At 33.4% G+C, this 26,925-nt stretch carries 24 protein-coding genes and 1 pseudogene; 17 read left to right on the top strand and 8 right to left on the bottom strand.

The window, feature by feature from the left end:
• Positions 1-9: 9 nt before the first annotated feature.
• Positions 10-5,871, top strand: coding sequence for an autotransporter outer membrane beta-barrel domain-containing protein (locus tag AAGD19_RS03680; protein WP_341748386.1), 5,862 nt, complete (start codon positions 10-12; stop codon positions 5,869-5,871).
• Positions 5,872-5,988: 117 nt separating this feature from the next.
• Here AAGD19_RS03680 and AAGD19_RS03675 read toward each other — a convergent pair.
• Positions 5,989-6,558: pseudogene (locus tag AAGD19_RS03675) on the bottom strand (ComF family protein); the annotation flags it as partial.
• A 93-nt stretch (positions 6,559-6,651) separates the two neighbouring features.
• Complete coding sequence (locus tag AAGD19_RS03670) at positions 6,652-6,831, bottom strand: DUF2706 domain-containing protein (protein ID WP_341748385.1); 180 nt, start codon at positions 6,829-6,831, stop codon at positions 6,652-6,654.
• 187 nt (positions 6,832-7,018) lie between these two features.
• Between AAGD19_RS03670 and AAGD19_RS03665 the strand changes: the two genes are divergently transcribed.
• From AAGD19_RS03665 to AAGD19_RS03615, 11 genes are all read left to right on the top strand, one after another.
• Positions 7,019-8,305 (top strand): MFS transporter, encoded by a 1,287-nt coding sequence (locus AAGD19_RS03665; RefSeq protein WP_341748384.1) that lies wholly within the window; start codon positions 7,019-7,021, stop codon positions 8,303-8,305.
• 89 nt (positions 8,306-8,394) lie between these two features.
• Complete coding sequence (gene ndk / locus AAGD19_RS03660) at positions 8,395-8,817, top strand: nucleoside-diphosphate kinase (RefSeq protein ID WP_341748383.1); 423 nt, start codon at positions 8,395-8,397, stop codon at positions 8,815-8,817.
• A gap of 11 nt (positions 8,818-8,828) precedes the next feature.
• Complete coding sequence (gene mnmG / locus AAGD19_RS03655; protein ID WP_341748382.1) at positions 8,829-10,676, top strand: tRNA uridine-5-carboxymethylaminomethyl(34) synthesis enzyme MnmG; 1,848 nt, start codon at positions 8,829-8,831, stop codon at positions 10,674-10,676.
• Positions 10,676-11,275 (top strand): 16S rRNA (guanine(527)-N(7))-methyltransferase RsmG, encoded by a 600-nt coding sequence (gene rsmG / locus AAGD19_RS03650; protein WP_341748381.1) that lies wholly within the window; start codon positions 10,676-10,678, stop codon positions 11,273-11,275. The genes mnmG and rsmG overlap by 1 nt, the downstream gene beginning before the upstream one ends.
• Positions 11,250-12,014, top strand: coding sequence for an AAA family ATPase (locus AAGD19_RS03645; RefSeq protein WP_341748380.1), 765 nt, complete (start codon positions 11,250-11,252; stop codon positions 12,012-12,014). Before rsmG ends, AAGD19_RS03645 begins: the two co-directional genes overlap by 26 nt.
• The gene (locus AAGD19_RS03640) at positions 12,011-12,883 is read left to right on the top strand and encodes a ParB/RepB/Spo0J family partition protein (RefSeq protein ID WP_341748379.1); all 873 of its coding nucleotides are present in this window, start codon (positions 12,011-12,013) and stop codon (positions 12,881-12,883) included. The genes AAGD19_RS03645 and AAGD19_RS03640 overlap by 4 nt, the downstream gene beginning before the upstream one ends.
• Positions 12,884-13,540: a fructose-6-phosphate aldolase gene (gene fsa / locus AAGD19_RS03635; RefSeq protein WP_341748378.1), complete on the top strand. Its 657-nt coding sequence runs from the start codon at positions 12,884-12,886 to the stop codon at positions 13,538-13,540.
• A 117-nt stretch (positions 13,541-13,657) separates the two neighbouring features.
• Positions 13,658-15,325 carry an energy-dependent translational throttle protein EttA gene (gene ettA / locus AAGD19_RS03630; protein WP_341748377.1) on the top strand — a complete coding sequence of 556 codons (1,668 nt, stop codon included), beginning with the start codon at positions 13,658-13,660 and terminating at the stop codon, positions 15,323-15,325.
• A 214-nt stretch (positions 15,326-15,539) separates the two neighbouring features.
• On the top strand, positions 15,540-15,869 hold the full coding sequence (locus AAGD19_RS03625) for a DUF2672 domain-containing protein (RefSeq protein ID WP_341748376.1): 330 nt from the start codon (positions 15,540-15,542) through the stop codon (positions 15,867-15,869).
• A complete protein-coding gene (locus AAGD19_RS03620) occupies positions 15,847-16,209 on the top strand; it encodes a TfoX/Sxy family protein (RefSeq protein WP_341748375.1) in 363 nt (120 codons plus the stop codon). Before AAGD19_RS03625 ends, AAGD19_RS03620 begins: the two co-directional genes overlap by 23 nt.
• Before the next feature lie 9 nt (positions 16,210-16,218).
• The gene (locus AAGD19_RS03615) at positions 16,219-16,422 is read left to right on the top strand and encodes a hypothetical protein (protein WP_341748374.1); all 204 of its coding nucleotides are present in this window, start codon (positions 16,219-16,221) and stop codon (positions 16,420-16,422) included.
• Between the two features lie 87 nt (positions 16,423-16,509).
• Here the strand turns inward: AAGD19_RS03615 and AAGD19_RS03610 are convergent, their stop codons facing one another.
• The 3 genes from AAGD19_RS03610 to AAGD19_RS03600 all read right to left on the bottom strand — a co-directional run bounded on the left by AAGD19_RS03610 (position 16,510) and on the right by AAGD19_RS03600 (position 18,341).
• The gene (locus AAGD19_RS03610; protein ID WP_341748373.1) at positions 16,510-17,073 is read right to left on the bottom strand and encodes a hypothetical protein; all 564 of its coding nucleotides are present in this window, start codon (positions 17,071-17,073) and stop codon (positions 16,510-16,512) included.
• 32 nt (positions 17,074-17,105) lie between these two features.
• Complete coding sequence (locus tag AAGD19_RS03605) at positions 17,106-18,089, bottom strand: transposase (RefSeq protein WP_341747233.1); 984 nt, start codon at positions 18,087-18,089, stop codon at positions 17,106-17,108.
• Positions 18,090-18,167: 78 nt separating this feature from the next.
• Positions 18,168-18,341 carry a hypothetical protein gene (locus AAGD19_RS03600; protein WP_341748372.1) on the bottom strand — a complete coding sequence of 58 codons (174 nt, stop codon included), beginning with the start codon at positions 18,339-18,341 and terminating at the stop codon, positions 18,168-18,170.
• A gap of 171 nt (positions 18,342-18,512) precedes the next feature.
• Between AAGD19_RS03600 and mltG the strand changes: the two genes are divergently transcribed.
• Positions 18,513-19,481, top strand: coding sequence for an endolytic transglycosylase MltG (gene mltG, locus AAGD19_RS03595; RefSeq protein WP_410520832.1), 969 nt, complete (start codon positions 18,513-18,515; stop codon positions 19,479-19,481).
• 2 nt (positions 19,482-19,483) lie between these two features.
• Positions 19,484-19,795 carry an iron donor protein CyaY gene (gene cyaY / locus AAGD19_RS03590; RefSeq protein ID WP_341748370.1) on the top strand — a complete coding sequence of 104 codons (312 nt, stop codon included), beginning with the start codon at positions 19,484-19,486 and terminating at the stop codon, positions 19,793-19,795.
• Between the two features lie 299 nt (positions 19,796-20,094).
• Here cyaY and AAGD19_RS03585 read toward each other — a convergent pair whose 3' ends face one another.
• From AAGD19_RS03585 to AAGD19_RS03570, 3 genes are all read right to left on the bottom strand, one after another.
• Positions 20,095-21,636: an Npt1/Npt2 family nucleotide transporter gene (locus tag AAGD19_RS03585; RefSeq protein WP_410520825.1), complete on the bottom strand. Its 1,542-nt coding sequence runs from the start codon at positions 21,634-21,636 to the stop codon at positions 20,095-20,097.
• A 495-nt stretch (positions 21,637-22,131) separates the two neighbouring features.
• A complete protein-coding gene (locus AAGD19_RS03575) occupies positions 22,132-22,527 on the bottom strand; it encodes a hypothetical protein (RefSeq protein WP_341748369.1) in 396 nt (131 codons plus the stop codon).
• A gap of 99 nt (positions 22,528-22,626) precedes the next feature.
• Positions 22,627-22,920 carry a hypothetical protein gene (locus AAGD19_RS03570; RefSeq protein WP_341748368.1) on the bottom strand — a complete coding sequence of 98 codons (294 nt, stop codon included), beginning with the start codon at positions 22,918-22,920 and terminating at the stop codon, positions 22,627-22,629.
• Positions 22,921-23,111: 191 nt separating this feature from the next.
• Between AAGD19_RS03570 and AAGD19_RS03565 the strand changes: the two genes are divergently transcribed.
• From AAGD19_RS03565 to ftsH, 3 genes are read left to right on the top strand one after another with little or no spacing between them, the layout of a single operon-like run.
• Entirely contained in the window at positions 23,112-23,519 is a 408-nt protein-coding gene (locus AAGD19_RS03565; RefSeq protein ID WP_341748367.1) for a hypothetical protein, read from the top strand.
• Positions 23,519-24,955 carry a tRNA lysidine(34) synthetase TilS gene (gene tilS, locus AAGD19_RS03560; protein WP_341748366.1) on the top strand — a complete coding sequence of 479 codons (1,437 nt, stop codon included), beginning with the start codon at positions 23,519-23,521 and terminating at the stop codon, positions 24,953-24,955. Before AAGD19_RS03565 ends, tilS begins: the two co-directional genes overlap by 1 nt.
• An 11-nt stretch (positions 24,956-24,966) precedes the next feature.
• Positions 24,967-26,856, top strand: a complete 1,890-nt coding sequence (gene ftsH / locus AAGD19_RS03555) for an ATP-dependent zinc metalloprotease FtsH (protein ID WP_341748365.1) — start codon at positions 24,967-24,969, stop codon at positions 26,854-26,856.
• The last annotated feature ends 69 nt before the right edge of the window (positions 26,857-26,925 follow it).

Raw genomic sequence — 26,925 nt, 5'->3', positions numbered from 1 at the left:
GGTAAAATGATGGCAAAAAAACAAAAATTCTTTAAATATTTACTGGCTAGTAGTGCAATCGCCTCGGTTGTAGCTAGCCTAGGCAGTAGTGGTGTGGTATTTGCGGCGCCTCAGGCTGATCGTGGTGCTATGATAACGTGGGACACGAATTTGAATAATATTGGTGATGATGGAGCGGGTAATCGCACTTGGAATCATATTAATAACGATGGTACAGATCGAGGGGCGAATTATGATATGCAGGCTGTTGTAATTGCAGCTGATAGACCAGCAATCAGCTATGGTGGTGGTTTTACACTTAATGCCGACATACTTGATGCCACTATTACAGCTATCAACCTAGCTAACCAGAATCCCGGCGAGCTTACGGTTAATCAAAATCTGTCAATCGGTTCTATAGTGCCTGATGCTCATCATGTTGGTGCAGGTGCTGGTAGGTTACCTATAAAGATAGAAGCTGGTCACACCTTAACTTTAACTGGTACTCCAGCTGCTGCGGTTGATCATGGCTTCGATGCAGACCCCAATACCTACACTGGCTTGGGTGCTGTAACGCTTGGTGGTGCAGGCTCAACTCTTGTAGTTCATTCTGATAATAATAGGGATATAGCTGTCGGCAATGTCTCGGCTGGTGTACATCAGCAGGGCGTATTAACCTTCGCAAGAGCTGGTACGGTAACCGGGACTATTGGTGCTACTAATGCTTTAGCAGAGGTTAATTTTGGAATTGCTGCTGGGCAGCCTAATGCGGGGGGAGGTGTTGTAAATTTAAGGGATGCAGTCAATGCCACCGATTTTAATATAAACCATAAAGATGTTATAGTTATTGCTAGAGGTTTGATGACTAGTACTGGTACTGTGAATTTTAATGCGGCTGGTAGGTTAACTGCTCATTCTGGGATTACGGGTAATGTGGATTTCCACGGTAATAACGGTACAATTATTTTAGGAAGTGGTAAGACAATCAATGGTGCTGTGAATAACACTGGTGGTGGTGGTGCTGGTATATTAAACTTCGCAGGAGCTGGTACGGTAACTGAGGCTATTGGTGCTACTAATGCTTTAACAGTGGTCAATTTCAGGGGAACTGAAACAGGTGTTGTAGAGTTACAGGGTGCAGCCAAGGTCACAAATTTTTATATAAATAATAATAAGATTACTGTCAATGCTAGAGGTTTGGTGAAGGGTAATGTGACTTTTAATGGGACTGGTACGTTAAATGCTGATGCTGGGATTGAGGGTAGTGTGGACTTCAAAGGTAATGATGGTATAATTACTCTAGGAGCTGGTCAGGAAATCGATGGTAATGTGGATAATAATAATGTTGGTGCTATTAAGGCTGGCATATTAAACTTCGCAGGAGATGGTGAGGTAACCGGGGCTATTGGTGCTGCTTGTGCTTTAGCAGAGGTTAATTTTGGAAATGCTGCTGGGGGAGGTGTTGTACAGTTAGGGGGTGCAGCCAAGGTCAGAAATTTTAATATTAACAATGCTGCTGCTAATGTTACCGCTGCAGGTTTGATTAGTGGTACTGTGAATTTTAATGCGGCTGGTACGTTAAATGCTAATGGGATTAGAGGTGGTGTGAATTTTAACGGTAATGCAGGTACAATTACTCTAGGAAATAATAAGACAATCACTGGTCCTATTACTGCGGGTGGAGCTGGTGTAGGCACATTAAATTTCGCAGGAGTTGGTACGATAACTAAGGATATTGGTGCTAAGGATGCAAGACTTGCCCGAATTAATATTAATGGTGCTACTACATTAAGAGGAAGTGTCTATACTAATGATCTGCACTTTGGTAATGCTGCTGGTCATACTGTAACAATTGGTGGTCATTTTGCAGGAGGAGTTACTTTTGATGCTGCTAATGATGGGATACTGACATTTAACGGTGCTGCTGGACCTTATGATTTCGACTCAACAATAGCAAATGGTAATCATGGTACTTTAAATGTTAATGCTAACCTCCAAGCTACACATAAAGACATTGGAAAGATTAAGACCATAAATATAGGTGCTGCTGGAGTAGGGAATAATAAGACTTTATTAATAAATGCCTCAGCTGATGATGTTGATCTTCTTAATGATGGTGTTGGTGGTAATCAAGCTATTATTTTCAGCAATGCAAATTCAGCATTGTCCTTACATACAAAAGATAATAATCGCACCATAACTTTTCACAATAATTTACCAGGATTTGTTGGTGTTGGTGGTGGTGGTCTCGTGTTGATGGATAGTAAGAATGCAATTTTAACTCTACAATCATCTGTAGGAGGAGTTAAGAGCCTTGGTACAGTTAATAATCTAACTAGTTTGATTGTTGGTGGCAAAGTTACCATCGCAGGAGGTGCTAATGGTCTTGACATCCATCGTGCAGATAGATTGAGCCTTATTAATGGAGCAGAATTTACCGATAAAAGTACCACCTCCGCACAGATTGTAGATATTCATATTGGGGCGGATGCTGGTGCTGGTGTCGGTCCAGCAAATTATATACTTGATGCAGAACACATTAATTTTGATTTAAATGCTCATGCTGATCATCAGATTATTTTTGACCATGCAGATGCTCAGTTAACCTTACGGAATAGTCATGCTGGAGATAGAACTATAACTTTGCAAAACAATCTAAATCCAGGTGCTCCTAATACAGGTGTGGTTGAGTTTGATTCTGTTAATGCTGGAGCAGAATTAAAGATTGCTGGATTTGGCTTATCTTTAGGTACTGCTGTTAATAAGTTACAAAAGGTAATTTTTTCTGGTGATGGCAAATTTAACACTCAGCAGATTACCATTAATAGTAAAAATATAGAATTAAATGTAAATGAACTAACATTGGGTGATGTTAATAGCAATATTTTATTTGCTACGAATACTGTATTTACCGCTAATGGTGATATTACAGGTAATGTAGATTTCAAAAATTATGCTGGTACAATTAGCTTGACACCTAATAAGAACATCAATGGTAGTATAATTGGCGGTGTTAATGGAACATTAGAATTCCTAGGAATTGGTGCAGTAACAAGTCCGATTACTAACTTAAAGATGTTAAAAGCTGGGGCAGGTGATGTAAGATTAGTAGGTGGCAATTATAATATTACTGAAATTCAAGGTAATGGTAATAATAATTTAATTTTTGCTAATAACTTTAATTTAACAGGTTCTATTAACTCAACAGGAGGAAATGCAGTTGGTTTAACATTCAAAGGCAACAATAGAGTTACTGGTGTAGTTGGAACGGCAACAAGTCCTGTTGGTACTATACAAGTCCAAGGTACTACCGTCTTTGGCGACAAAGTTCAAACTGCTAATGATAAGGACATCATAATATCTGCTGGAGCAACTGCTGAGTTTGCTAACAGCGTGACAACTCGTAATATTAAGGGATATGCAGCTGACCAAGGTACAGTTCAATTTAGTAATGCTGAAACTATAATCGTTAATAGTGCAATAGGTGCTACTAATGCAGTATATACTCTAGACATAGCGGGAGCAGATGTAAAGATTACCCAAGCAGTTTCAGCGAATTATATTAACTTCTCTAATGCTAATAAAGAGGCAACTTTAACGTTAGAAGGGACAAGTACTGTAGGTGGTATTAGGACTAATGGTAATAATGTTCATACTCTTGCATTAGCTGCAGATTTTACCACTGGAATACAAGATATTGGGTCAGAGAATAACAGGTTAAAATCTATTAAATTACTGGGTGATCATAAAATTACTATTAATAGTGGTTTATATTCCGATATATCAACTAAAACTAATAATACTGGTAAAGTAATTTTCAACTCGGATAGAAGCTTTGCTTATAATTTAGGAACAAATGATTTAAAATTGTCTGATGTAATCTTTGATAAGAATGCTACGGTAAGAGGTGATGTTTATTCTAAGCAAATAACCATTGCTAGTGATAAGACTGCAACTTTTGCTGGTGCTATAAACAGAACTATATCTGTGCCAAACTTCACTGTAGATGGAGCTAGCATATCAAGATCATTGAAAAGTTTTGCCTATAGTACACAAATTGGTTCGGATGAAATAAAAAATGAAGGTATTGCAAAATTTGATAAGGCAGTACTGGTTGATGCCAAAATTACTGGTGGTAAGGTAACGTTTGCCGATAATGTTTGGTTTAAACAAACTGCTAATGGGAAAGAAGTAAATTTTGCTGCAGATAAGTTTGTAATATTAGAACAAAATATCAGCTTTGCTAATATTAAAGCAGATCAAGCTAAGATAATTATATTACCTAAAACAGTCTCTATAACTGGTAATTTAGCAGCTAAAGATTTAACCGTAGATCTTGCAGCTAATCAATTAAAATATACTGGTCAGGCACAGCTGACAGGAAAGGTAGAATTAGTTACTGCCTCCTACGACACATCAAGCGGATCAGGTGGTAATATAGAGGTTCAGACAGGTAGTAAATTGGATTTATCGAAAGCAGACGAGCTGATTATAAAAGTGAAAGCTCAGACTGATATTAACAAAATCCCTGAGGAGGGTGCTAAGTATGTTGTGATTTCGTCAGTTAATGGTAATGGTCTTGTTGCAATTGATAACAGTAAAATTAAGCTTGACCCAACTGGTGAACAAAACCGTTTTGTAAAGTGTTCCATGGATTCTAGTGATCTAAAACTATATATAACTGACATTTCTAAGGAAGTTATAGCTAAAGAAATTGCTGATAAATCCCTATCACAGGAAGAACGGGAATTTTATATACAATTGAATAATGTAACAGATCGTAATAGTTCTGCTGGTAAGTTCAGGAACAATATAGGTTTGATGGATAGAGAGCATGCCCTTCAAGCGATGGATAGAATATTGCCTGGTAATGAAAATCCAATAGGAGAGAGCCTTGCAAGAAATCCAACATCTGAAATAATTAGAGGATTGATGGCTCAAGCTGATACCCAAATTACTGCAACAAGGATGGGAAATTCAGTACCTATGCAAAATGCTGCATCAGCTATAGGCTCTGGTGATGATGATCAGGTAATGTATGGAGTATGGGGTAGTCCATTCTATGGTACTGCTTGCCAAGAAACGTATAAAGGAGTTAGTGGTTATAAAGCGAAATCAGCTGGTGGAATAGTTGGATTTGATGGTTTAGTAAATGATAATCTGCTACTTGGTGCAGCTTATAGCCGAATTAACACACAAATGTCTCATCAGGATAAGAAATTTGGTGATAAAACTAACGGTAAGACTAATATCTTCTCCTTATATAGTTTATATAATCTTACCAATAATTGGTTTACTGAAGCTATAGCATCATATGGTATAACTAGGGTTAGGAACTCAGAAGGACGCCTAATTGCAACGAATGTGAAAAGAAATGTTACTGCTCTAGAGACTGCTGCTGCTAAGTATAAATCTATCTCTTATAGTGGTCAATTACTTACAGGGTATAATTATATAGCTTCTGAAAAGTTAATGATTACCCCAACAATTGGGTTCAGATATTCGCAATTTAAGGATGCTGGCTATACGGAAACTGGTACAAAATTCCAAAACCTAGTTGTTAAGAAAAGGTCGTACAATAAATTTGAAGGTATTTTGGGGTTAAGAACTGCGGCAACCCTGAAGGCTAACAAAGTACTGTTAATACCAGAATTGCATGGTTACGTTAATCATGACTTCAAAGGAAAAGCACCAATTATTGATGCAAGGTTAGATGGGATAAATGAACCATTACCGACTAAATCAGTTAAACCTGTTAAGACCTTCTTCACTGTTGGTACTGGTTTCACTGCGAAATATAATATGATGGAATGTGGTATTATCTATAATGTTAACATTGCCAGCAAATATATTGGTCACCAAGGTAGTTTGAAGGTTAAAGTGAATTTTTAAGTAGCTTATCCTCAATTTAATGAGTGCAAAATGGGGATATAAGAGTATTGTCATGGCAATTGTCATAACATAAACACTCTTAGCCCCGGAATTCTTTAAGATTTTAGCACATTTGTTAATGGTAGTGCCAGTGGTTAATACATCATCTACTAATAATATTTTTTGGTCTATAATTTGATATTTTTTATTGAATATAAGGCTATTTGATAAATTTTTTTCTCGTTCTTTTTTAGATAAAAAAGTTTGGGATTTGGTCCATCTTGACTTAATTAATACGTCAGGACTTACCGGTTTTTTTAGTAGTCTGCTGATTTCTTGAGCCATAATCAAAGCAGGATTATACATTCTAAACAATCTTTTGAATCTATTCATTGGAACTGGAACAATCAGGTCAATATCTTGAAATTCGCTGTGATATTGTATATAAAGTAATTTGCTGAAAGTTTTGGAAAAAATAGTCTTATCTTGATATTTAAAGGCATGAATTATTTCTTTGCTATGCTCATTAAATTTAATTAAGCTACGAGATACATCATACCAAGGTTTATGTTGAAAGCATTTTGCACAACACATATTATCTAAAATTGATATATCTAATCTACAACCACAAATATTGCAGTAAGGTTTTGTAATAAAATCAAGTTTCTTCCAACAATTTAGACAAAAACCCTCTTTAGTGGCAGTCATTTCAGCACAAGACAAACATCTTGCTGGCAAGATATAATCTATTAGGTAATTATACAATCTACTGATTTTGTACATTATTATAAAAGCAAACCTTTAGGCAATATCTCTAGTTAAGTTTACCGGTCTACGAACACATGGGTTGCCACTACTCGAAGAATCTGTTGATTCAACAGACACACAAGGGCTTTTAATCTCGTAAGGAGGACCAGGAGTGCATGATAATAATTGCAAGAGTATAACAAAAAACAGAGAAAATCTTAATAATTTTGTCATAATTGTCGTTTGGAATTAATTTTATTGTCTTAGATTCTATAGGAGGTTAACCTAGCTCGCAATAAATCTCAAGTACATTTGATAAAAAATAAGTTTTAGATACAAAATACATAATAGCTTGTGGCATTTTTCCTGACAAGCATATATACTCTCTTCAAATGTTTGCAAGTAATAACCTAAGGAAACGATGATAAGTACATCCTTCAAAGAAAGACCTCCTTATGCTAGAAAGTATAATAGCTGGCGTATTAGAATTTTATATTCAATAATTATTGGTTATTCAACATTCATATTTTGTCGTCAGAATTTTAATATTGCAATGCCTGCTTTAATGGATCATTTTGAGGTAACAAAAACTCAACTTGGCTGGATTTTAACAGTCTCTTCTATAGTTTATGGTGTAGGAAAGTTGTGTAATGGATTCTTTAGCGATAGATCAAATGCTCGTATATTTATGGTGGTTGGTCTTGCCCTTGTAGGCATCATAACATTGTTATCGGGTTTTGCTTCTAGTATAACCTTACTGGGTTTTTTATGGATTCTGAATAATTGGTTTCAATCCATGGGATGGCCGCCTGCAACACGTATGTTGACTTATTGGTACGCTTCTAAGGAATTAGGAATGAAATGGTCTTTAGGGGCTACTTCTAATCAAATTGGCGGAGCAACTACTATGATAGTGTGTGGCTATTTAATAGACGTTTATGGTTGGAAAGCAGCATTTATAATTCCTGGAATAGTGGCATTATTAATATCGTTATTTTTATTTAATAGATTACGTAATTCTCCCAATGAGGTTAATTTGCCCATAGTAGAAGAGTATAAAGAATGTGATATATCTCTTGGAAACAATGGTGATAATTTATTAACGCCTCAACTAATAAAAATTGTATTTTGTAATAAGTTGGTGTGGTATGTGTGTTTTGCTAATATGTTTGTTTATATTGTACGGTCAGGTGTAATTTTTTGGGCACCCGTATTTTTACATGAACTAAAAAACGTTACTATTGCTCAAGCTGGTCTACAAGTTGCTTCTTATGATATTTTAGGTTTAATTGGTGGTGTTGTTGCTGGATGGATGTCAGACAAGCTATTTCAAGGACGACGTGGTCCAGTTGGTTCAGTATTTATGTTTGTTTTGGCTTTTACTCTTATTTTATTTTGGCAAATACCAAACGAGTATGAAATATTTAGCATGATTATTCTTGCTTTGGCTGGTTTTTTTGTATCTGGACCGCAGGTCTTAATAGGTGTTGCTACAGCAGATTTTACTAATAAACAAGCAGTTGGTACAGCTAATGGTCTTTCAGGCTTATTTGGTTATCTTGGTGCTGCATTGGCTGGGGTATGTGTTGGTTGGATTTCTGATAATTTAGGTTGGAATGGTGTTTTTTTATTTTTTATCTTGTCTGCTTTCTTGGGGGCAATACTTTTTTCCTTAACTTGGAATTATAGTTCTAGAAAAATTGCATAAAGTACCACTTTAACCATGCTATCAGAATTTGCTTGCCAAAAATATATAAATTTATATAAATATTAACAATAAATTAATAAAGGTTTACTGTGACTCAAGAATATACATTTTCAATGATTAAGCCAGATGCTACGAAAAGAAATCTAATTGGTAAAATTATTTCTTACTTAGAAAATACTGGACTAAAAATAGTAGCTCAAAGAATGACTATTTTAACTAGAGATCAAGCAGAAAATTTCTATGCAGAACATAGGTCAAAGGCATTTTTTAATAGTTTAGTGGAATATATCATTTCTGGTCCAGTCGTCTTGCAGGTGCTTAAAGGGGAAAACGCTGTTTTAAAAAATCGTAGAATAATGGGAGCTACTAATCCAAATGATGCTGAACTAGGCACAATTCGAAAAGATTTTGCAGAGAATATTGAGGCTAATAGTATCCATGGTTCTGATAGTTTAGAAAGTGCAGAAAGAGAAGTGAAATTATTTTTTACTGAAAAAGAAATTGTAGAATAATTATAGTCTATATGAGATATAGTGTTGTAGTTATTGGTGGTGGTCATGCTGGTTGCGAGGCAGCTTCGGCTTCTGCGCGTTTAGGTGTAGATACTCTTTTAATTACTCTAAAATTAGATAATCTTGGTGAAATGTCTTGCAATCCTGCAATAGGTGGGGTAGCAAAAGGCACTTTAGTAAAAGAAATAGATGCACTTGACGGACTCATGGGTAAAATTATAGACCAAGCCGGTATCCATTATAAAATGCTCAATGAAAGTAAAGGACCAGCAGTTTGGGGACCAAGAGCTCAAGCTGATAGAAAACTTTATAAAAAAGCTATGCATAATGTCTTGATAAATCACCCAAATTTGACAATTTTATGTGCGTCTGTAGAAAATATTGAAGTCCACGACTCTAGAGTAAAGGCATTAACCTTAGATAATGGTACGTGTATTGAGTGTCAAAAAGTTGTGTTAACTACAGGTACATTTTTATCCGGACTCATTCACATAGGAACTAAAAAAATCCCATCTGGTAGAATAGGTGAAAAGCCGTCATACGGTTTATCTAACACTTTAAAATCTTTTGGTTTTTCTCTTGGTAGGTTAAAAACTGGTACCCCTCCAAGAATAGATGGAAGAACAATTGATTATAACGAAGTAGAAGTGCAGGCTGGAGATACCGTGCCACGTCCTTTCTCCGAACTTACAAATTCTGTTAAGATAAAGCAAATAAATTGTTTCGTTACTAGAACAACTGAACAAACTCATGAAATTATTAGGAATAATTTAGATAAATCAGCTATGTATTCTGGACAAATCAAGGGTATAGGACCAAGATATTGTCCATCCATCGAGGATAAGGTTACTAGATTCTCTAAAGCAAGTCATCAAATATTTTTAGAACCTGAAGGCTTGGACGACCATACTATATACCCAAATGGTATATCTACATCGTTGCCTGAAGATATACAATTAGCATTGCTAAAAACAATTCCTGGTCTTAAAAATGCCACTATGTTAAAACCAGGATATGCAATAGAATATGATTATGTTGATCCGAGAGAATTAAAAGTAACGTTAGAAACAAAAAAAATTAAAGGTTTGTATTTTGCTGGTCAAATTAATGGCACCACTGGCTATGAAGAAGCTGCGGGGCAAGGAATTATGGCTGGCATTAATGCAGCCTTATCGATAAAAAATCAATCAGATTTTATTTTGACCAGAGCAGATGCTTATATTGGTGTTATGATTGATGATTTAATTACCCTTGGTACAGTGGAGCCTTATAGAATGTTCACTTCCAGATCTGAATATAGACTTTCTGTTAGGGCTGATAATGCAGATTTAAGGCTAACTCAAATGGCCATAGATATTGGTGTTATATCCAATTTACGCAAAGAGATTTTTAGTAAGAAATGTGACGATATTCATAAGGTAGAAAATATTGTAAAAACTATTTCTTTAACAACTACTAAGTTAGCTAACTTGGGTGTGTCTATCGCACAAGATGGTTCATATAAAACAGCATTTGATTTACTAGGACTACCAAATTTTGGTGTTGATAAAACAATAGAGATATTCCCAGAACTTATTTCATTAAATAAAAAAATTCTTCATTATCTTTGTATTGAATCAAGATATTCTTCTTATTTGATTAGACAAAATGCAGATATTCAACTATTTAAAGAAGAAGAGTTGGAATTATTAGATGAGAATATTGACTACTTTAAAATACCAAGTCTGTCTACAGAAGTAAGAGAAAAGCTCCATTATCATAAACCGGCGACTATTGGTGCGGCTAGAAGAATATCTGGAGTTACTCCAGCTGCTTTAATAGCAATTATAATTTATATAAAAACAAGATATAAACATTAATGTATGACTGTCGTAATGTTCCACGTGAAATATTAGATGCCCTTGAAAAGTATCAAGCATTGACATTAAAATGGAATAAAACTATTAATCTCGTTTCTTGTAATACCGAGCGTGAGTTTTGGGTAAGACATATTTTAGATTCTTTACAGCTAATGAAGTATATAAATAACCAAAATATTCATTTAATAGATGTTGGTTCGGGTGGTGGATTTCCAGGGATAGTTTTGTCTATTGCTGGAATAAAAAATGTTACTTTAGTAGAATCTGATGTAAGAAAATCTATTTTTTTATTGCAAGCTTCTAAAATTTCTACTAATAAAGTCAATGTGGTTAATCAACGAATAGAAAATATTAAATTAGATTGTGATATATTAACTTCTAGAGCCTGTGCTCAGTTAGAGAAAATATTTGTTTATACCCAACATATTAATGTAAGAAATAAGTATTTATTATTTAAAGGTGAGCAATATCAAAAAGAAATTGAAATTGCTAAAAAGAGATGGTCTTTTTGTCATTCTATGTATGATAGTGAGACTTCTAATAATAGTAAGATTCTAGAAATTAGTAACATATATGACAAAAATAGTTGCGATAGTTAATCAAAAAGGTGGAGTTGCTAAAACTACAACTACTGTAAATTTATCGACAGCTTTATCTGTAATGGATAAAAAAATCTTGGTTATAGATTTAGATCCTCAAGGAAATAGTAGTACTGGTTTTGGTATAAACCAACAAGATAGAAAAGTTACTATTTATCAGGTATTAATTGGTTTAAGAACGATTGAAGAAGCCATAATACAAACAAATATTCCAAATTTACAATTAATTACAGCTAACACTAATTTATCCGGTGCTGAATCGGATTTATTAAGTATAAAAAAGCGTGAATATTTATTATCGGATTTGTTAAATAAGTTGGTCAGTAAATATGATTATATTATTATAGATTGTCCTCCTGCTCTTAACCTACTAACAGTTAATGCGTTAGTAGCTTGTGATTATGTATTAATCCCTATGCAGTGTGATTTTTATTCATTAGAAGGATTAAGTCATTTACTAAAAACAATTGAAATTGTAGAAAAGAATTTAAATCCGAAAATAAAAATTGCCGGTATTTTATTTACTATGTATGATAAGCGCAATCGATTAACTGAGCAAGTAGAGGATGATGTTAGAAAATGCTTAGGAAGATTGGTATTTAAGACAGTTATTCCACGGAATGTAAAACTATCTGAGGCACCATCTTACGGTCAGCCAGCAATTATTTATGATCATAAATGTACTGGCTCTATTGCTTATATAGAACTTACAAAAGAGATTTTAGGTAGAAATATATGAAAAACAAAGGTTTAGGCAAAGGGTTATCGGCTTTGCTTGGAGAAGAGGTTTTTACTGTAGAAAAAGATGAGTTAGTAAAAATTATAGATATTGATAAAATTGAAGCTAGGAATAATCAACCAAGGAAAAAATTTGAATATGATAAAATAAAAGAATTAGCTGACTCCATAAGTAATAATGGTTTATTGCAACCAATCATTGTTAATTCAACCAGTGATGGAAAATATAAAATTATAGCTGGCGAGAGACGTTGGCGTGCTTGTAAGATAGCTAGGCTTAGCGATATTCCTGCTATTGTAAAAGATATAGGGGATAAAGAAATTATAGAGATAGCACTAATTGAAAATATTCAAAGAGAGGAATTATCTGTTATAGAAGAATCAGAAGGATTTGAGCGGTTAATAAAAGAGTTTGGTTATACACAAGAGAAATTAGCAGAAAAACTTAGCAAGAGTCGTAGTCATGTAGCTAATTTATTAAGACTAAATCAATTACCACAATCTATCAAAGATAAAATAAATGAAGGGCTTTTAACTATGGGACATGCAAGATGCCTAATTAATCATCAGCAGGTCGAGGTAATAGCTAACCATATTATTGAAAATGATTTAAGCGTTCGACAAACTGAAGATATAGTAAAAAATTGGTCTAAAAATGAATATACAAAAATCCCAGAACATGATAGACATGTAGGGAAAAGATTTCTAAAAGAAAATAGTAAAGAGAATGATCTGCAATTATTAGCTAAATCATTGTCAGAAAGATTTAATATAAAAGTAACTATTGAAGACTACCCAATTGGTGGAAAATTAATATTTCACTATAGCAATTTAGAAGAACTTGATTCAATTTTGTCGAGGTTAAATTAAATGCAAATTTTTTTAGATAGTGCTGATATTAAAGAAATTGATGAGATTAATCAATTAGGTATAATTGATGGTATAACTACTAATCCTTCCTTAATGTCTAAGACAAAAGATGATTTTGGATCAACCATTGTTAAGATATGTAAGATAGTACGTTCTGATGTTAGTGTAGAAGTAGCTGGCAATGATGTTGACACTATGATTAGCCAGGGTAACAAAATTTTAGGAATATCAAGTAATATTGTTATCAAATTACCTATGACATGGAATGGTATTAAAGTGTGCCAGTATTTTGCAGATAAAGGAAAGAAAGTGAATATGACACTATGCTTTTCGGTTAATCAAGCTCTTATCGCTGCAAAAGCTGGAGCATATTATGTATCACCTTTTATAGGTAGGCTTGATGATATAGGTCAGAATGGTATGAGTTTAATAAGCGATATAAGACAGATGTATGATAATTATCAATATCAGACAAAAATACTAGCTGCATCTATAAGAAACCCGAACCATGTTTATCAATCTGCTATGTATGGAGCTGATGTTGCTACAATGTCTAGTAAAATTATCAAACAATTATTAGATCATCCACTAACAGATTCAGGTTTAGAGGTTTTTAATAGAGATTGGGATAAATCTGGATTAAAAATTGAGAATTGAAAATTTTAATAAGGTACTTACTTCCAATATAAATGTTACAAAATTTATAAAATTAATTTATACCGCAAGGTTAATCTTTTTCATCAACTATTTAGAGATTATAAGGAATTAAGAGTCATGTCATATCAATATGTTTATGTTATGAATGGTCTAAGTAAGACTATCAATGGTAAACAAATCTTAAAAGAAACGTATTTATCCTTCTTACCAGGGGCAAAAATCGGTATTATTGGTCCAAATGGTGCTGGTAAATCTACTCTTTTAAAAATTATGGCAGGTATTGACAAAGAATATGACGGTGAGGCGTTTGTAGCTAGTGGGGTTAGAGTTGGCTATTTAGCTCAGGAGCCGCATCTTGATCCTACTCAAAATGTTTTTGATAATATTATGGAAAGTTTAAGTGATAAGAAAGCTTTAATCGATGAATTTAATGAAATAAGCTATAAATTTGCTGAGGAAATGTCAGATGATGCAATGAACGAACTTCTAGCAAAACAGGCTGATCTACAGGAGAAAATAGATAGTTGTGATGCTTGGAGTTTAGAGAGGGAAATAGAGATTGCTATGTTTGCATTAAGGTGTCCAAATAAAGATGCCGATGTTACAAAAATCTCAGGTGGGGAAAAAAGACGAGTTGGGTTATGTAAACTTTTACTAGAAAAGCCTGATATGTTATTACTCGATGAACCAACAAACCATTTAGATGCTGAATCGGTATCTTGGCTAGAAAATTATTTAAAAAATTATAAAGGTACTGTAGTAGTTATTACCCATGATCGATATTTTCTTGATAATGTAACGGATTGGATATTAGAGGTGGATCGTGGTAGATGTGTTCCATGGCATTCTAATTACACTGCTTGGCTCGAGCAAAAGCAAGCAAAATTAGAGCTTGAAGATAAAGAAGAAGATGATAGAAGTAAACAATTAAAAAGAGAACTTGAATGGATACGTCAATCACCAAAAGCTAGGCAATCAAAAAGTAAGGCTAGAATTACCGCTTATCAGGATTTGTTGACCAAACAAAAAGAACAAAGATCCGGCACTGCACAAATTATTATACCTAATGGTCCACGCCTAGGCGATTTAGTTATAGAGGCAGAGCATATAGCGAAGAGATACGGTGATAAGGTATTGTTATCAGACTTTAGCTTTAAGGTTGTTCCAGGAGCTATTGTTGGTATTATAGGTCCAAATGGAGCAGGTAAATCTACTTTATTTAATATTATCACTGGCAAGACTGATCCAAATCACGGCTCTATTAAATTAGGACAGACTGTTAAACTTGGTTACGTTGATCAATCAAGAGATGATTTAGATGATAACAAGACTGTGTGGGATGAGATTTCCTCAGGTCTTGAAGAGTTGCAACTTGGTTCTAGATCAATGAAAAGTCGAGCTTATTGTGCAGCCTTTAATTTTAGGGGTGGAGACCAGCAGAAGAAAGTAGGGCAACTTTCTGGTGGTGAACGCAATAGGGTACATATAGCCAAATTACTAAAAGAGGGAGCTAACGTTATATTACTTGATGAACCATCTAATGATCTTGATGTTGACACATTACGAGCCTTAGAAGATGCTATTTTAGATTTTGCTGGATGTGTATTAGTAATAAGCCATGATCGTTGGTTTTTAGACAGAATAGCAACACATATTATTGCTTTTGATAAAGATGGAAATGCTACGTGGTTTGAAGGAAATTACCAAGATTACCATGATTATATGATTAATTTAACAGGGGAAAATATTATTAATCCTAAATATCGTCATAAAAAGTTAGTATAAACCTCAATTTTGGATTAATTTCATTAATCCGAAATTGGAATGAGAATGTAAACAATTAGGCTTAAAGCGGTTTGACGCCTGATTGTTAAATATTTCATTTGCTAATAATCTTATTTTTATTGGTATAAAAATAAGATTATTAGCGATAATAAATTAAAATGCATTCGTAACCAGCCGCTTCAAGAATGCATTTTTCTGATATTAGAGGTATATTATGTCTCTAGGAGAAATATTAGTGGTTATGTTAGTAGCACTGATAGTAGTGAAGCCAGAAGATATTCCAATCATTATAAAAAAAGTCCAAGAATTTAAATTATACTGCTCAGCTATCAAAAATCAAGCATTGGCCTATATTACGAAAGACCTAAAAATTGATAATGATATTCTAGAGAGTAATGCTGAGCAGTTGAATTTTTATTTAGAAAGAATCATTAATATCCAAGGCTATTATGATGGTAATTATTCTCTAGATGAGCTTAAAGCAAAGTATGATGAGCTTATAAAAATAAAAAGTACAAAGTATGTACAAGATTGTAAGAAATAATGAATTTATTGAATATATAAAAGATATATTAGCACCTTTTGGTCAAATAACTACTCGTGCGATGTTCGGTAGTTATGGCATATATAAAGATAGAGTGATAATAGGGATTATTGCAGAAAGTGAGCTATATTTTAAAGCAGATAGCTTCACTGCTAAATATTTTAAATCTTTTGGCTCACAGCCATTTACCTATAATAGCAAAAATAAGCTAGTAACTATATCATATTGGAAAGTATTACCTGAGATTTTAGATCAACAGGAAGAACTTGGAAAATGGGTCTCTATGGCATTTAATGTATCTATTAATTCCAAGAAAATACCTCATGCTTTAAATTATTGAGGTAGAATTGTGAATTATGAAGGACACCAAAAATCTGATATTGTATTTACTAGTAATTTAGCTGAGTCTACGGTAGAAAGTTTAATTAATCGTTGTGCAAAGGTCACCAACATATGCGTTGCTCTAGAGATGGTCTTAATCCGTTGTTGTAGATCAGGACTGTTTTACATAGTAAGGGAGAATGGTATAACAAGTGACCCCAATTCGGGATAAGAATTGACAAATTCTTATCCCAAATTCGCGTAAGCGGCAAACTGCTGTATTAAATGCAGCGTAAATATGTTGAAATCACTAAATATATTACGGTTTCACAAGTTCTGTACTGTCTGCAGTAGTGTCTTTTAAGGGCAAATCAAACTCCATGGCAAAAGCAGATTTTTCATCATTAGTGAAACAGCCTTCTGAGACTAATGTACGCTTCCAAATTTCAAGAAACATTTCAGGTGAGCAAGCTTCTTTAAGATCTTGTAAATAAGTACGCTTTTCAAGAAAATTCAAAACCGGGAAGAAGCTCGAGCTATTTAATAAAACATGTTTAGGCAGACCTCTATAACTATCTACGGTAACCTGCTGCAGCTCTGTATCAGAATAAAGATGCCATAATTCAGGCATTAATATGGTTTCTTCTTGATAAAAATGTAGAAGATTGTTAGACAAAAACTTATCATATAAGGAGCAGATATGGCAGCCCTGTATAACCCGTTCTTCATCATCCACTATTTTTATCGCATTTTCAAAAATCCCTTGAAACTCCATCAGCTCATCTTGCTGGTTGAAATGCTCTTGTTCAACATGCTTATGCACGGTTGATCCTTTTTCATTAAACAATGGGGTAAAATATTTTTCTTCTTTTTGTGCATGCATTTTTAGATCAACTGCAATATTATTAACAAAACTTACGCTATGTAAGGTTCTAAATAGCGTAAAGAGGGTGAACGTAACTGCTGTTGCATATAATGATCTAAAAGCCCTAACTTTATTTGATAAACCGTCTTACCTATTTTGTGTGCAGTTCTTTTTAGAAAAGCCCACACTAAAAATGCACAACTAATGTGATTACGCTGGATGCGTTGTTTTCTGCATTGGCATCGTTCTATACCGGTAAGTTGCTTGATTTCTCTATGCATGCTCTCAATTACCCAACGAAAGCCACACTCATCTTGTACGGCTTTAGAAGATTTTTGAGTTTTGTTATTGGTAACAATATAATCAACTCTGTTGGTAGAAACAGTAAGTTTAAACAAATTAACATGCTTATCTTTTGCAAAGCCCTTTATATGAATCTCCACTCCGCTCTTAATTTCCTCATCTGAAAACGTTAACTTGCTAACAGCTTTATAAGGCTTAGAAGAGGAAGTTTTAGTAACGTTTCTATTTGCTTTAATAGGAGCATAATAATATTTACCCAAGGAATCAACATGTTGCATAATTTTATGCGTAGCATACCATGTGTCAAAAAGCACAGTTTGAAAAGGAATCTTTTTGCTATACACAGCATTATTTAACATATTTAATAGGTGTTCTACTTTTGTCGCTCCATCATGTTCGGGCGAAAAAATTCGGTAATCTATTACCCAAAACTTATTAATATCCGGATTATAATATACCAAACTTACTACTCCTATACCAGTAGTAATACCACCTGTAGCCCCACTGTACTGTGATCTAGCAATTTCTATTTTCTTGGTATTTCTTTTATTTAACACCGTATCATCAAATATTGTATATCCGTTAGGCGATAAAATAACATCATCCTTAATATGTTCCCATAACAAAGAAGGTGTATATTTTTCATTTTTTAAAAATCTATTAATAACATCATGGCTACATTTTTTGGCATGTTCAGCATAGTAGGTCAAACTATAATTCTTTTGACTCACTATTAGAAATTGACAGTAATCTGTCCTATTAACTGGTATTGCTTGCAATTTTATCCTCTTGGCATTTGTAAATTATACTCAACATAATGTACCATTTTTTTTTCTCATAGCGTAAGTTTTGTTAAAAGAATCTTTAATACCAATTACAGCTGCTATTTTTCGAAAATCTGTTTTACCTAGCTCCTCTCCGAACTGGTACAGCTTCTTACGAATGAACTTATGTACACTTCTATACAAATCATATCTTAGCATTTGATTATATTCCTTAACTAAATTAGAGGATTAGATTGATCATAGGTTTGAAAAATAACGCGATAGCATTTCTATATTTACATATTATTAATTTATTACATCGATGGTTGAGGTTATGTTATAATCTTCTGAAATCATCTAATTCTAATTAGGTATAGCTTGTTTAAGAAAATACTAAAAATAAAATTTGTTTTTGTAACTATTACATTGATTTTGCTGATCAGCGGAATCAATTTTTGTATATTTTACTTATTTGTACCTGGTTTACTTGCAGAAAGTAAAACTCTAATAATTAAGCCTAAGTTGTCGATTGATCAAATTACTACGATATTAAATGATAACAAAATCATAAAATATCCTTATTTATTTGCATTTCTTACAAAAATATATTCATTAAAACATCCTATAAAAAGTGGGGAATATACTTTTACTCAAAATATTTCTCCAATGCAAACTTTAAAAATATTGTCCAGTGGCAAATCGATTATTCATAAAATGATTATACCTGAGGGTATACTTGTATATGAAATAATACAAAAGATTAATAATGAAGAACGCTTAATTGGTGAGATTCTAGGAACAATTCCTGAAGGATTTTTAATGCCATCTACTTATTTTTTTTCATATGGTGATCAAAAAGAGCAGATCATTGATAAAATGCGAAAATTAATGTCCCTGCATCTTGACAAAGTCATGGAAAAATTATCACCCAATTCCCCATTAAAAACCCGTCTTGACGTCTTAATTTTAGCGTCCATTGTGGAGAAGGAAGCTAGCTTAGACGCAGAAAAACCTTTGATTGCTTCTGTATTTCTAAATCGCCTTACCAAACATATGAAATTGCAAGCAGATCCAACGACGATTTATGCTATAACACTTGGGAAAGATAAACTAGCAAGGCGATTAACTAAAAAAGACTTAGCTATCCAATCACCCTATAATACATATTATGTCTTTAATTTACCACCTGGAGCTATTTCTTGTCCTGGAGTAAAATCTTTAGAAGCTGTAGTAAATCCTGCTAAAATTGATTCATTATATTTTGTCGTTAACATTATGGGAGGGCATAATTTTTCTAATAACCTTAACGATCACAATAAGTACGTTGAGATGTATCGCAAAAGTTTAAAGGAGCATTAAGTATGAACAATACTGAATTTGCCAAATTGGCTGAAAAAACAATATCTTTAATTGCTGATACAATTGAGGCAGAAGATAAGAATTGTCTTATCGATATTGATTTTCAAGGTGATATTCTAACCCTAACTACTAACCAAGGAGTATTTGTTATTAACAAACACTCAGCTGCTAAAGAAATTTGGTTATCTTCACCGATTAGTGGTCCTTACCATTTTTATTATGTTGCTGGTAAATGGAAATCAAAATCCTCTGATGATCTAGTTGTTATTTTAGAGCAGGAGTTAAAAATTAATATGCTAAATTGTAGCTATTAGTTGTTATCTTAACCTGAATTCGATGTAACAAGTTACATCGAATTCAGTATTATATATAGAAACAATCAGGTTTGAAGCGGCTGCCCACCTGATTGTTAAAATGTAATACTCCATTCAATATGTGATTTTAATAATTAAAATCACATATTGAATGATGAAAAAAGTTAAAATGCACTCGCGTCAGCCGCTTCAAGAGTGCATTTTTCCTTATAACAAAGCAAGTATCGATATAAGAATTATTAATTCTTATATCGATACTTGCTGAGGTTATCTTAGATTTAAGGAATAATGTCTAAGATTCATGATGTTATATCATTGTACTCTTTATTTAATTCTCTAACTGTCCAAATCCATATGATACAGATTATACCAAAGACTACCATTAAATAGATAGAGATGGATTGAAAAGTTGCAGAAGGCATAATAATAAATATTAAAGATTGGAGAAATGCACTTGTTGACTTTCCAAGCTTAGTGCCAATTATGTCTGCAGCTGCCTTACCTTTTGTTTTAAGTTCAGTATCTAAAGGAACATATGACATTTCTTTAGTAGAATCAAATAAAGTATACTTACTTGATTTACTTAACACATTATTAATTAGTCCCATTGTAATAGCAATCAAAGAAGGGTCGGTTAACATAAAGCTAACCACAATTAAGGCAGCAAATCCATCAAAGTCGGATACTGCAAAAAATAACATACCAGTTACAAAAACCATTATTGGTGTTATAATTGCTGCTGTAAACCAACCCAACCTTCTTACAATATTAGAACCAAGAATAACAAATAGAATAGTAAATATGCCAGTAATACTTAGATAGTTGCCAACAAAAGCAGCGAATTCAGTTGGCGTTTTATAAATTTTTGCAGCTGATGCCTTCCAAGGTCCTTCAACTAGATTTATAGCTATGCCATAGCAAATAAGTAGTGTAGCAATTAGTCTAATATATCTTGAAGCGATAATCATTTTAAAACTTTCCACAAGAGTTATTGATTGCTTCTTGACTGAAAATTTTAGTTGTTCTACCTGATCTTTAGCTAATATTTTATGGTTTAACATCCAAAAAGTTGCCACTGCTATTATACCAAGAACAAGTACACAGACTAAGATAATTTGTACTGAAAGTTCTGTATTTGTATGTTTTAAGTCAAAATTTTTAATTAAATATTGATTTAAATAAGCTAAATTTTCTAGAAACTTGCCTGATATATAAATACCTGTTTGTGCCAAGAGTCCAAATAAAGGATAAAATCTTTTCGATTGTTCTACCGAAGTGACATTATTAACAAACTGCCAAAAGAGTAATGCAAACATCACACCTGGCCATAATTCTGCTATAATATAGAATAGGGAAAAACTCCAATTAGATAAAAGTAATATAAACCACTTCAAATTAGGATAAGACTTTATTAAAATGCTGGCATGCTCACTACTCAAATGAAATATTGTATGATTAGGAAAAATATAAAAAGCAAATAAGGCAAAAAATATTAGAAAAATTGACAGTATAAGATAGAAGATATTTTCGCCTTTCATGTTATTTACTAATTTTACATAGATCATCATGACTAGAAATGAAGAAGGAAGAACACCCCAAAATTTGAGAAATGATACAGTTTCAGTACCAATCATAGTATTAACAAGGCTGTCTTTTAAGGCCCTGATAATGTTTTGTATAAACAAAATACAAAACATCAATAATGTTATGTATAGAAATTTGGATAATTCATGTCTTTCAACAGGCCAAATATATTCTAATAATTTATTTGTTAATTTTGAGGGTGAGGATGTATTGTGAGTTATAGAAAAATACGAAAGAATTCTAGAAATGACTGCCATATAAGACCTAACCTACTTATTTATTGGCTAGGGCTACATATTAAAGCTTATTGTCTTTAGTGTCAAGAAGAATAAGCACGAATTTGAGCAGGGTAATTAAAAATTATAATCAATAGTTGATATAAACATAAGTTTAACCGCTCCTGATATCATTCTTATACTAAAAGCGGGAATCCATAATATCTAATAGCCTTTGCAGGTTATTTTTTGGATTCCCGCTTTTAGCTAGGAATGATCGTTTTTGCCTAAAACCTTCTAGAGTTAGCTATACGTGACTACGGCTCATCCATGCTACTTTCAAAAAATAATTTTTGAAAGCAGCGAAGAATTGATACTAATATTAGACCTCTTGCAGAATTCGCTTCTGCTAGGGAATTTGTAGGAGGACCGGAACGCAGAACCGCAGCGTACTCAAACGTACGTGAGGATTCGACTACCGTACCGACGCACAAATTACCAGCAGAAGTAGAATTATGCAAGAGGTCTTTATTTTTATTACTGTTCTACCTGCGTTGTTGTATTACCTGCTAAAGATATATCTTGAATCTCTTCTAGTGGTATTGTTATTATTGACAAGTTAGTATCTACTGAGCAATCAATATTTTCGTTCTTACTATCAGAACTTTCACATACTTCTATTGGAAAAACTATTGGGTAATCAACGTTTTTGTTCTTACTATCAGAACTTTCACATACTTCTATTGGAAAAACTATTGGGTAATCAACGTTTTTGTTCTTACTATCAGAACTTTCACATACTTCTATTGGAAAAACTATTGGGTAATCAACGTTTTTGTTCTTACTGCCAAAACTTTTATATGCTTTGCATGCAGCAATCCCGACAAAACCTATAATAACACAACCAGTAGCTGCACCACCTATGCTTAACATTATTGTTCCACTATCCTGATTGTGATAAGTTGATTTTTCAGGAGTAGTATGTTTAGGAGTAGTAGTATTTTCTAATGTATAACCAGCATTTGTGTAACCCTAACTTATTGTACGTTTTGCAATATAATGTGCTGACAGATTATCTTTATCATCTATCGAGTTAGGACGAATCATAGAAAGAGTTGTCAATAACAGCATATCTTTAGCTGTATATAACTTAAGAGGCTCTACTTCTTTAGAAAGAGGTTTATCTTGTTTTAAAAAATTATGTTCCCGGTAATGATTAGCCCAGTCTCCCTGATTATGTTTGTTACGTCCCATATTTTTTCCTCCTTGTACATTAACAAATTTGTTGCGTTCAACCACTTTAGATAAAGTATCAATTAATATCAAGTAAAATTATTATATTTAATAGCTAATATTCTAAATATAATAGCATATTAAAAATTACTATATTATTTGGTGTTAAAAAGATTATTTCAGTATCTTTATGATTGACTAAATAGGATTATTATAGTGTATATTAAATTTTGCTAGATTTCACGTTTAGCAAAAAATATATAAAAACATTTTAGGAGCATATGATGATAAAAAAAAATAGATTAATTACTACTATAATAGGATTACTATTACTAAGTTCAAATAGCTTAGCAAGTACAACAGCTGCAAAATCAAATGCCAATAAAACTAATATTAGTAGTAGTGGCACTAATGATGAATTACAAAAAATTGAGAGTGATTTCAAGTCTTATGCTGCGGGAATTTCAGCAGAACTAAGAGAAGAAATAACAAAATATAGAATAGAAGTGGCTAAAATTAATGGTCAAAAACGTGAATTATATAAAAAAATCTCACAAGAAGCTCAAAACTATCTTGCCAAAGAACGAGACTATAAAAAAAGAATACTATCCTTAAGCAAAAATTCAGCTAAAAACCAAGAGGATACTAGCTCTATTGAGAAAAAATCTGACAAAAAAGATTTGCCTAAATAATGCTTTATGAACAATTTCAGCAGAATATTGAAAAGCTAGTTGATAGACCTCACCTGAGGTCTATCGCATTGGCTATTTCAGGTGGTTCTGATTCCATAGCCCTTTTAATGTTAACACATAAATGGGCTAGCACTAATAGTATTAAGCTAGTAGTGATGTTAGTTAATCATCATTTACGAGAGCAGGCTAAGTTGGAGCATGAGTATGTACGAGACTTAAGCCATAAATTGGGACATAGATATCACCAGCTTCATTTCGATCACCAAAATAATTTTTCTAATTTACAAGCAAGGGCTAGAGAAGGTCGTTATAAATTAATGACTGATTTATGTAGCAAATTAGATATATTGACAATTTTAACAGCACATCACTTGGATGATTATATTGAAAATTATTGTCTGAGATTAGAAAAAAAAAGTGGTCTATTTGGACTTAGTGCTAGCAATATTAATTGGTATAATAATGTTAAAATAGTGAGACCATTGTTTAACATTCCAAAACAACAGTTAATTGCATATTTAGTTACCAATAATGTAAAATGGTTTGAAGATGAATCTAATAAATCTAACAAATATCAACGAAATATCATTAGAAAAAAGCTATCCCTAGAAGGAGAATATATAAAGAATCAAATAACTTCTCAACAATCTAGAATTAACCAAGTAGTAGAAGAGAAATGGCAACCGGAATTGATTGCTTGCATCGCAGAATCAGTAAAAATTTATGATTTTGGTTTTGCTACTATAAATTTATTAAAATTTGCAGAATTTTCTAGTGCAATAATACTACAGGTAATCAGTTTTGTACTTATCATTATTAGCGGTAAGAACCGTGCCAGTAGATCAGGCTCAATAAGCATGATAACAGAACTATTACAACAAAAAATAGACTTTATTAAGACACTCCATGGTTGCGTGATTAAAAAAATTAGTAATAATCTAATAATTTACCGAGAATTTGGTAGGAATTTACCTATAGATATTAGACTTAATAATGTAGATGCATGGGATGGTAGATTTCATTTCTATATCAATAGACCTCTTGTAGAATTCGCTCTAGCTCAGGAATTTGCAGGATATCCGGAACGCAGAACCACATCATACTCAAATGCATGTGAGGATTCGAGTACCGCACCGACGTCCAAATTACCAGCAGAAGTAGAATTATACAAGAAGTCTAATAATTCAGGCTATTTGATCAGTAACCTAACGATCAAGGATTATAGTAAAATAAGGCAAGATTTAGATTTTAAAATACTGAAAGACGCAAGTTTTAACAATCATATAGCTATTTTATTCACCCTACCAGTAGTCAAGATACTTGAAAAAGTTATAGCCATACCCCATATATCGTATTATAATGACCAAGGTTTGAGAAGAAGGCTTAGTGTTTCTTTCTCTCCCAATTTTATGTCGCGTTTTACACATTTCTGTTAGGTGAGTAGTAGATGAATAATCAAAGTAAGAATGTTCTAATTTGGGTGTCGGTTTTTGTTTTAATGATACTTGTTTTTCATGCATTTCAAAATGATGGTTTTATTGAAGGAAGAAGTAATATCGCTTTTTCAGATTTTTTAACCAAAATTGATGAAAAAGCAATTAGTGCTGTTAAAATTCAGGGTAGAATGATTGAGGGAACTCTAAGCGATGGATCTTCTTTTTCGACTTATGCTGCTGACTATCCAGATCTAATAAATCGCCTAAATAGCAATTCGGTTCATATTGAAATAGTGCCACCTGATACAAAAATGAACTTGTTGTTTAACATATTTGTTTCGTGGTTTCCAATGATTCTTTTGATAGGTGGGTGGGTGTTTTTCATGCGTCAAATGCAAGGTGGAGGAAAAGCCATGGGTTTTGGTAAATCTAAAGCTAAGCTAGTTTCAGACAAAGGTCCAAAAATTACTTTTAAAGATGTTGCTGGAATTAACGAAGCTAAAGAAGAATTAACTGAAATTGTTGATTTCCTTAGAGACCCAAGCAAATTCCAAAAACTTGGTGGTAAAATTCCAAAGGGATGTTTACTTATAGGATCACCTGGAACAGGTAAAACTCTCCTAGCAAAAGCTATAGCCGGCGAGGCAAATGTCCCATTCTTTAGTATATCTGGCTCTGATTTTGTTGAAATGTTCGTTGGCGTTGGTGCTAGCCGTGTCCGTGATATGTTCGAACAAGGTAAACGCAATGCTCCTTGTATAATTTTTATTGACGAAATAGATGCAGTAGGTCGCCACAGAGGTATTGGTATGGGTGGTGGCAACGATGAACGTGAACAAACACTAAATCAAATGCTGGTCGAAATGGATGGGTTTGAGGATAATGAAGGGGTAGTTATTATTGCTGCAACTAACAGACCGGATGTATTGGATCCAGCGTTGCTAAGACCTGGGAGATTTGATCGCCAAATTACTGTTCCTAATCCAGATATTGATGGTAGAGAACAAATTTTACAAGTACATTTGAAGAAAATAAAATGTGCCTCAAATATAGTCGCTAGAATCATAGCTAGAGGAACTCCTGGATCTTCAGGAGCAGATCTTGCTAATCTTGTCAATGAATCTGCATTAATTGCTGCTCGCAAGGGTAAAAAAGAAGTAAGTATGACAGATTTAGAAGAGGCAAAAGATAAAGTGTTAATGGGTGTAGAAAGACGTTCTATGGTTATGTCAGATGAGCAGAAAAAACTAACTGCTTATCATGAGGGAGGGCATGCATTGGTTGGGTTGTATTGTCCTGCTTCTGATCCAATTCACAAAGCAACTATTATTCCAAGAGGTAGGTCACTTGGAATGGTTATGCGACTTCCTGAAAATGATCGTTTTTCTATGCCACGTGATAAAATGGAAGCTGACATAGCGGTGGCAATGGCTGGTAGGGTAGCTGAGGAGCTTATTTTTGGCAGAGATAAAGTTACTTCTGGGGCTTCTTCAGATATTAAAATGGCAACCCAAATGGCTAGAGCTATGGTAACGGACTGGGGGTTAAGTGATGCAATAGGACCAGTATATCATGGTTCGAGTAATGAAGATCTATATACTAGTGGTAGGGGAGCAGGTCATACTTCTGTACATACAGCAGAATTAATTGATACAGAAGTAAGAAAAATTATTGAAAAAGGTTATGATTTTGCCAAAAATATATTAACTACACATATTGATCAACTTCATTTGTTAGCTAAATTATTGATTGAACATGAGACATTGTCTGGTCAGCAAATTAAAAACTTGCTGAGTGATAGATCAATGAATTCAGAAGAGGAAAATTTATTTCCAATAAAAAATGACTATGGTGGTACTGTAAAAGTTAAGAAACTAAATCAGAAAAGAACAGCTGGGTAATTTAAAAGTCGTGGCTACGGTAAAGAAGTGTGCTTGATGTCACCCCACAACTGTTGAAAGTTAAAAATC

It is taken from the genome of Candidatus Tisiphia endosymbiont of Dascillus cervinus, from assembly GCF_964026405.1.
Lineage (GTDB): Bacteria > Pseudomonadota > Alphaproteobacteria > Rickettsiales > Rickettsiaceae > Tisiphia.
This window is presented reverse-complemented; position numbering and strand designations above follow the sequence as displayed.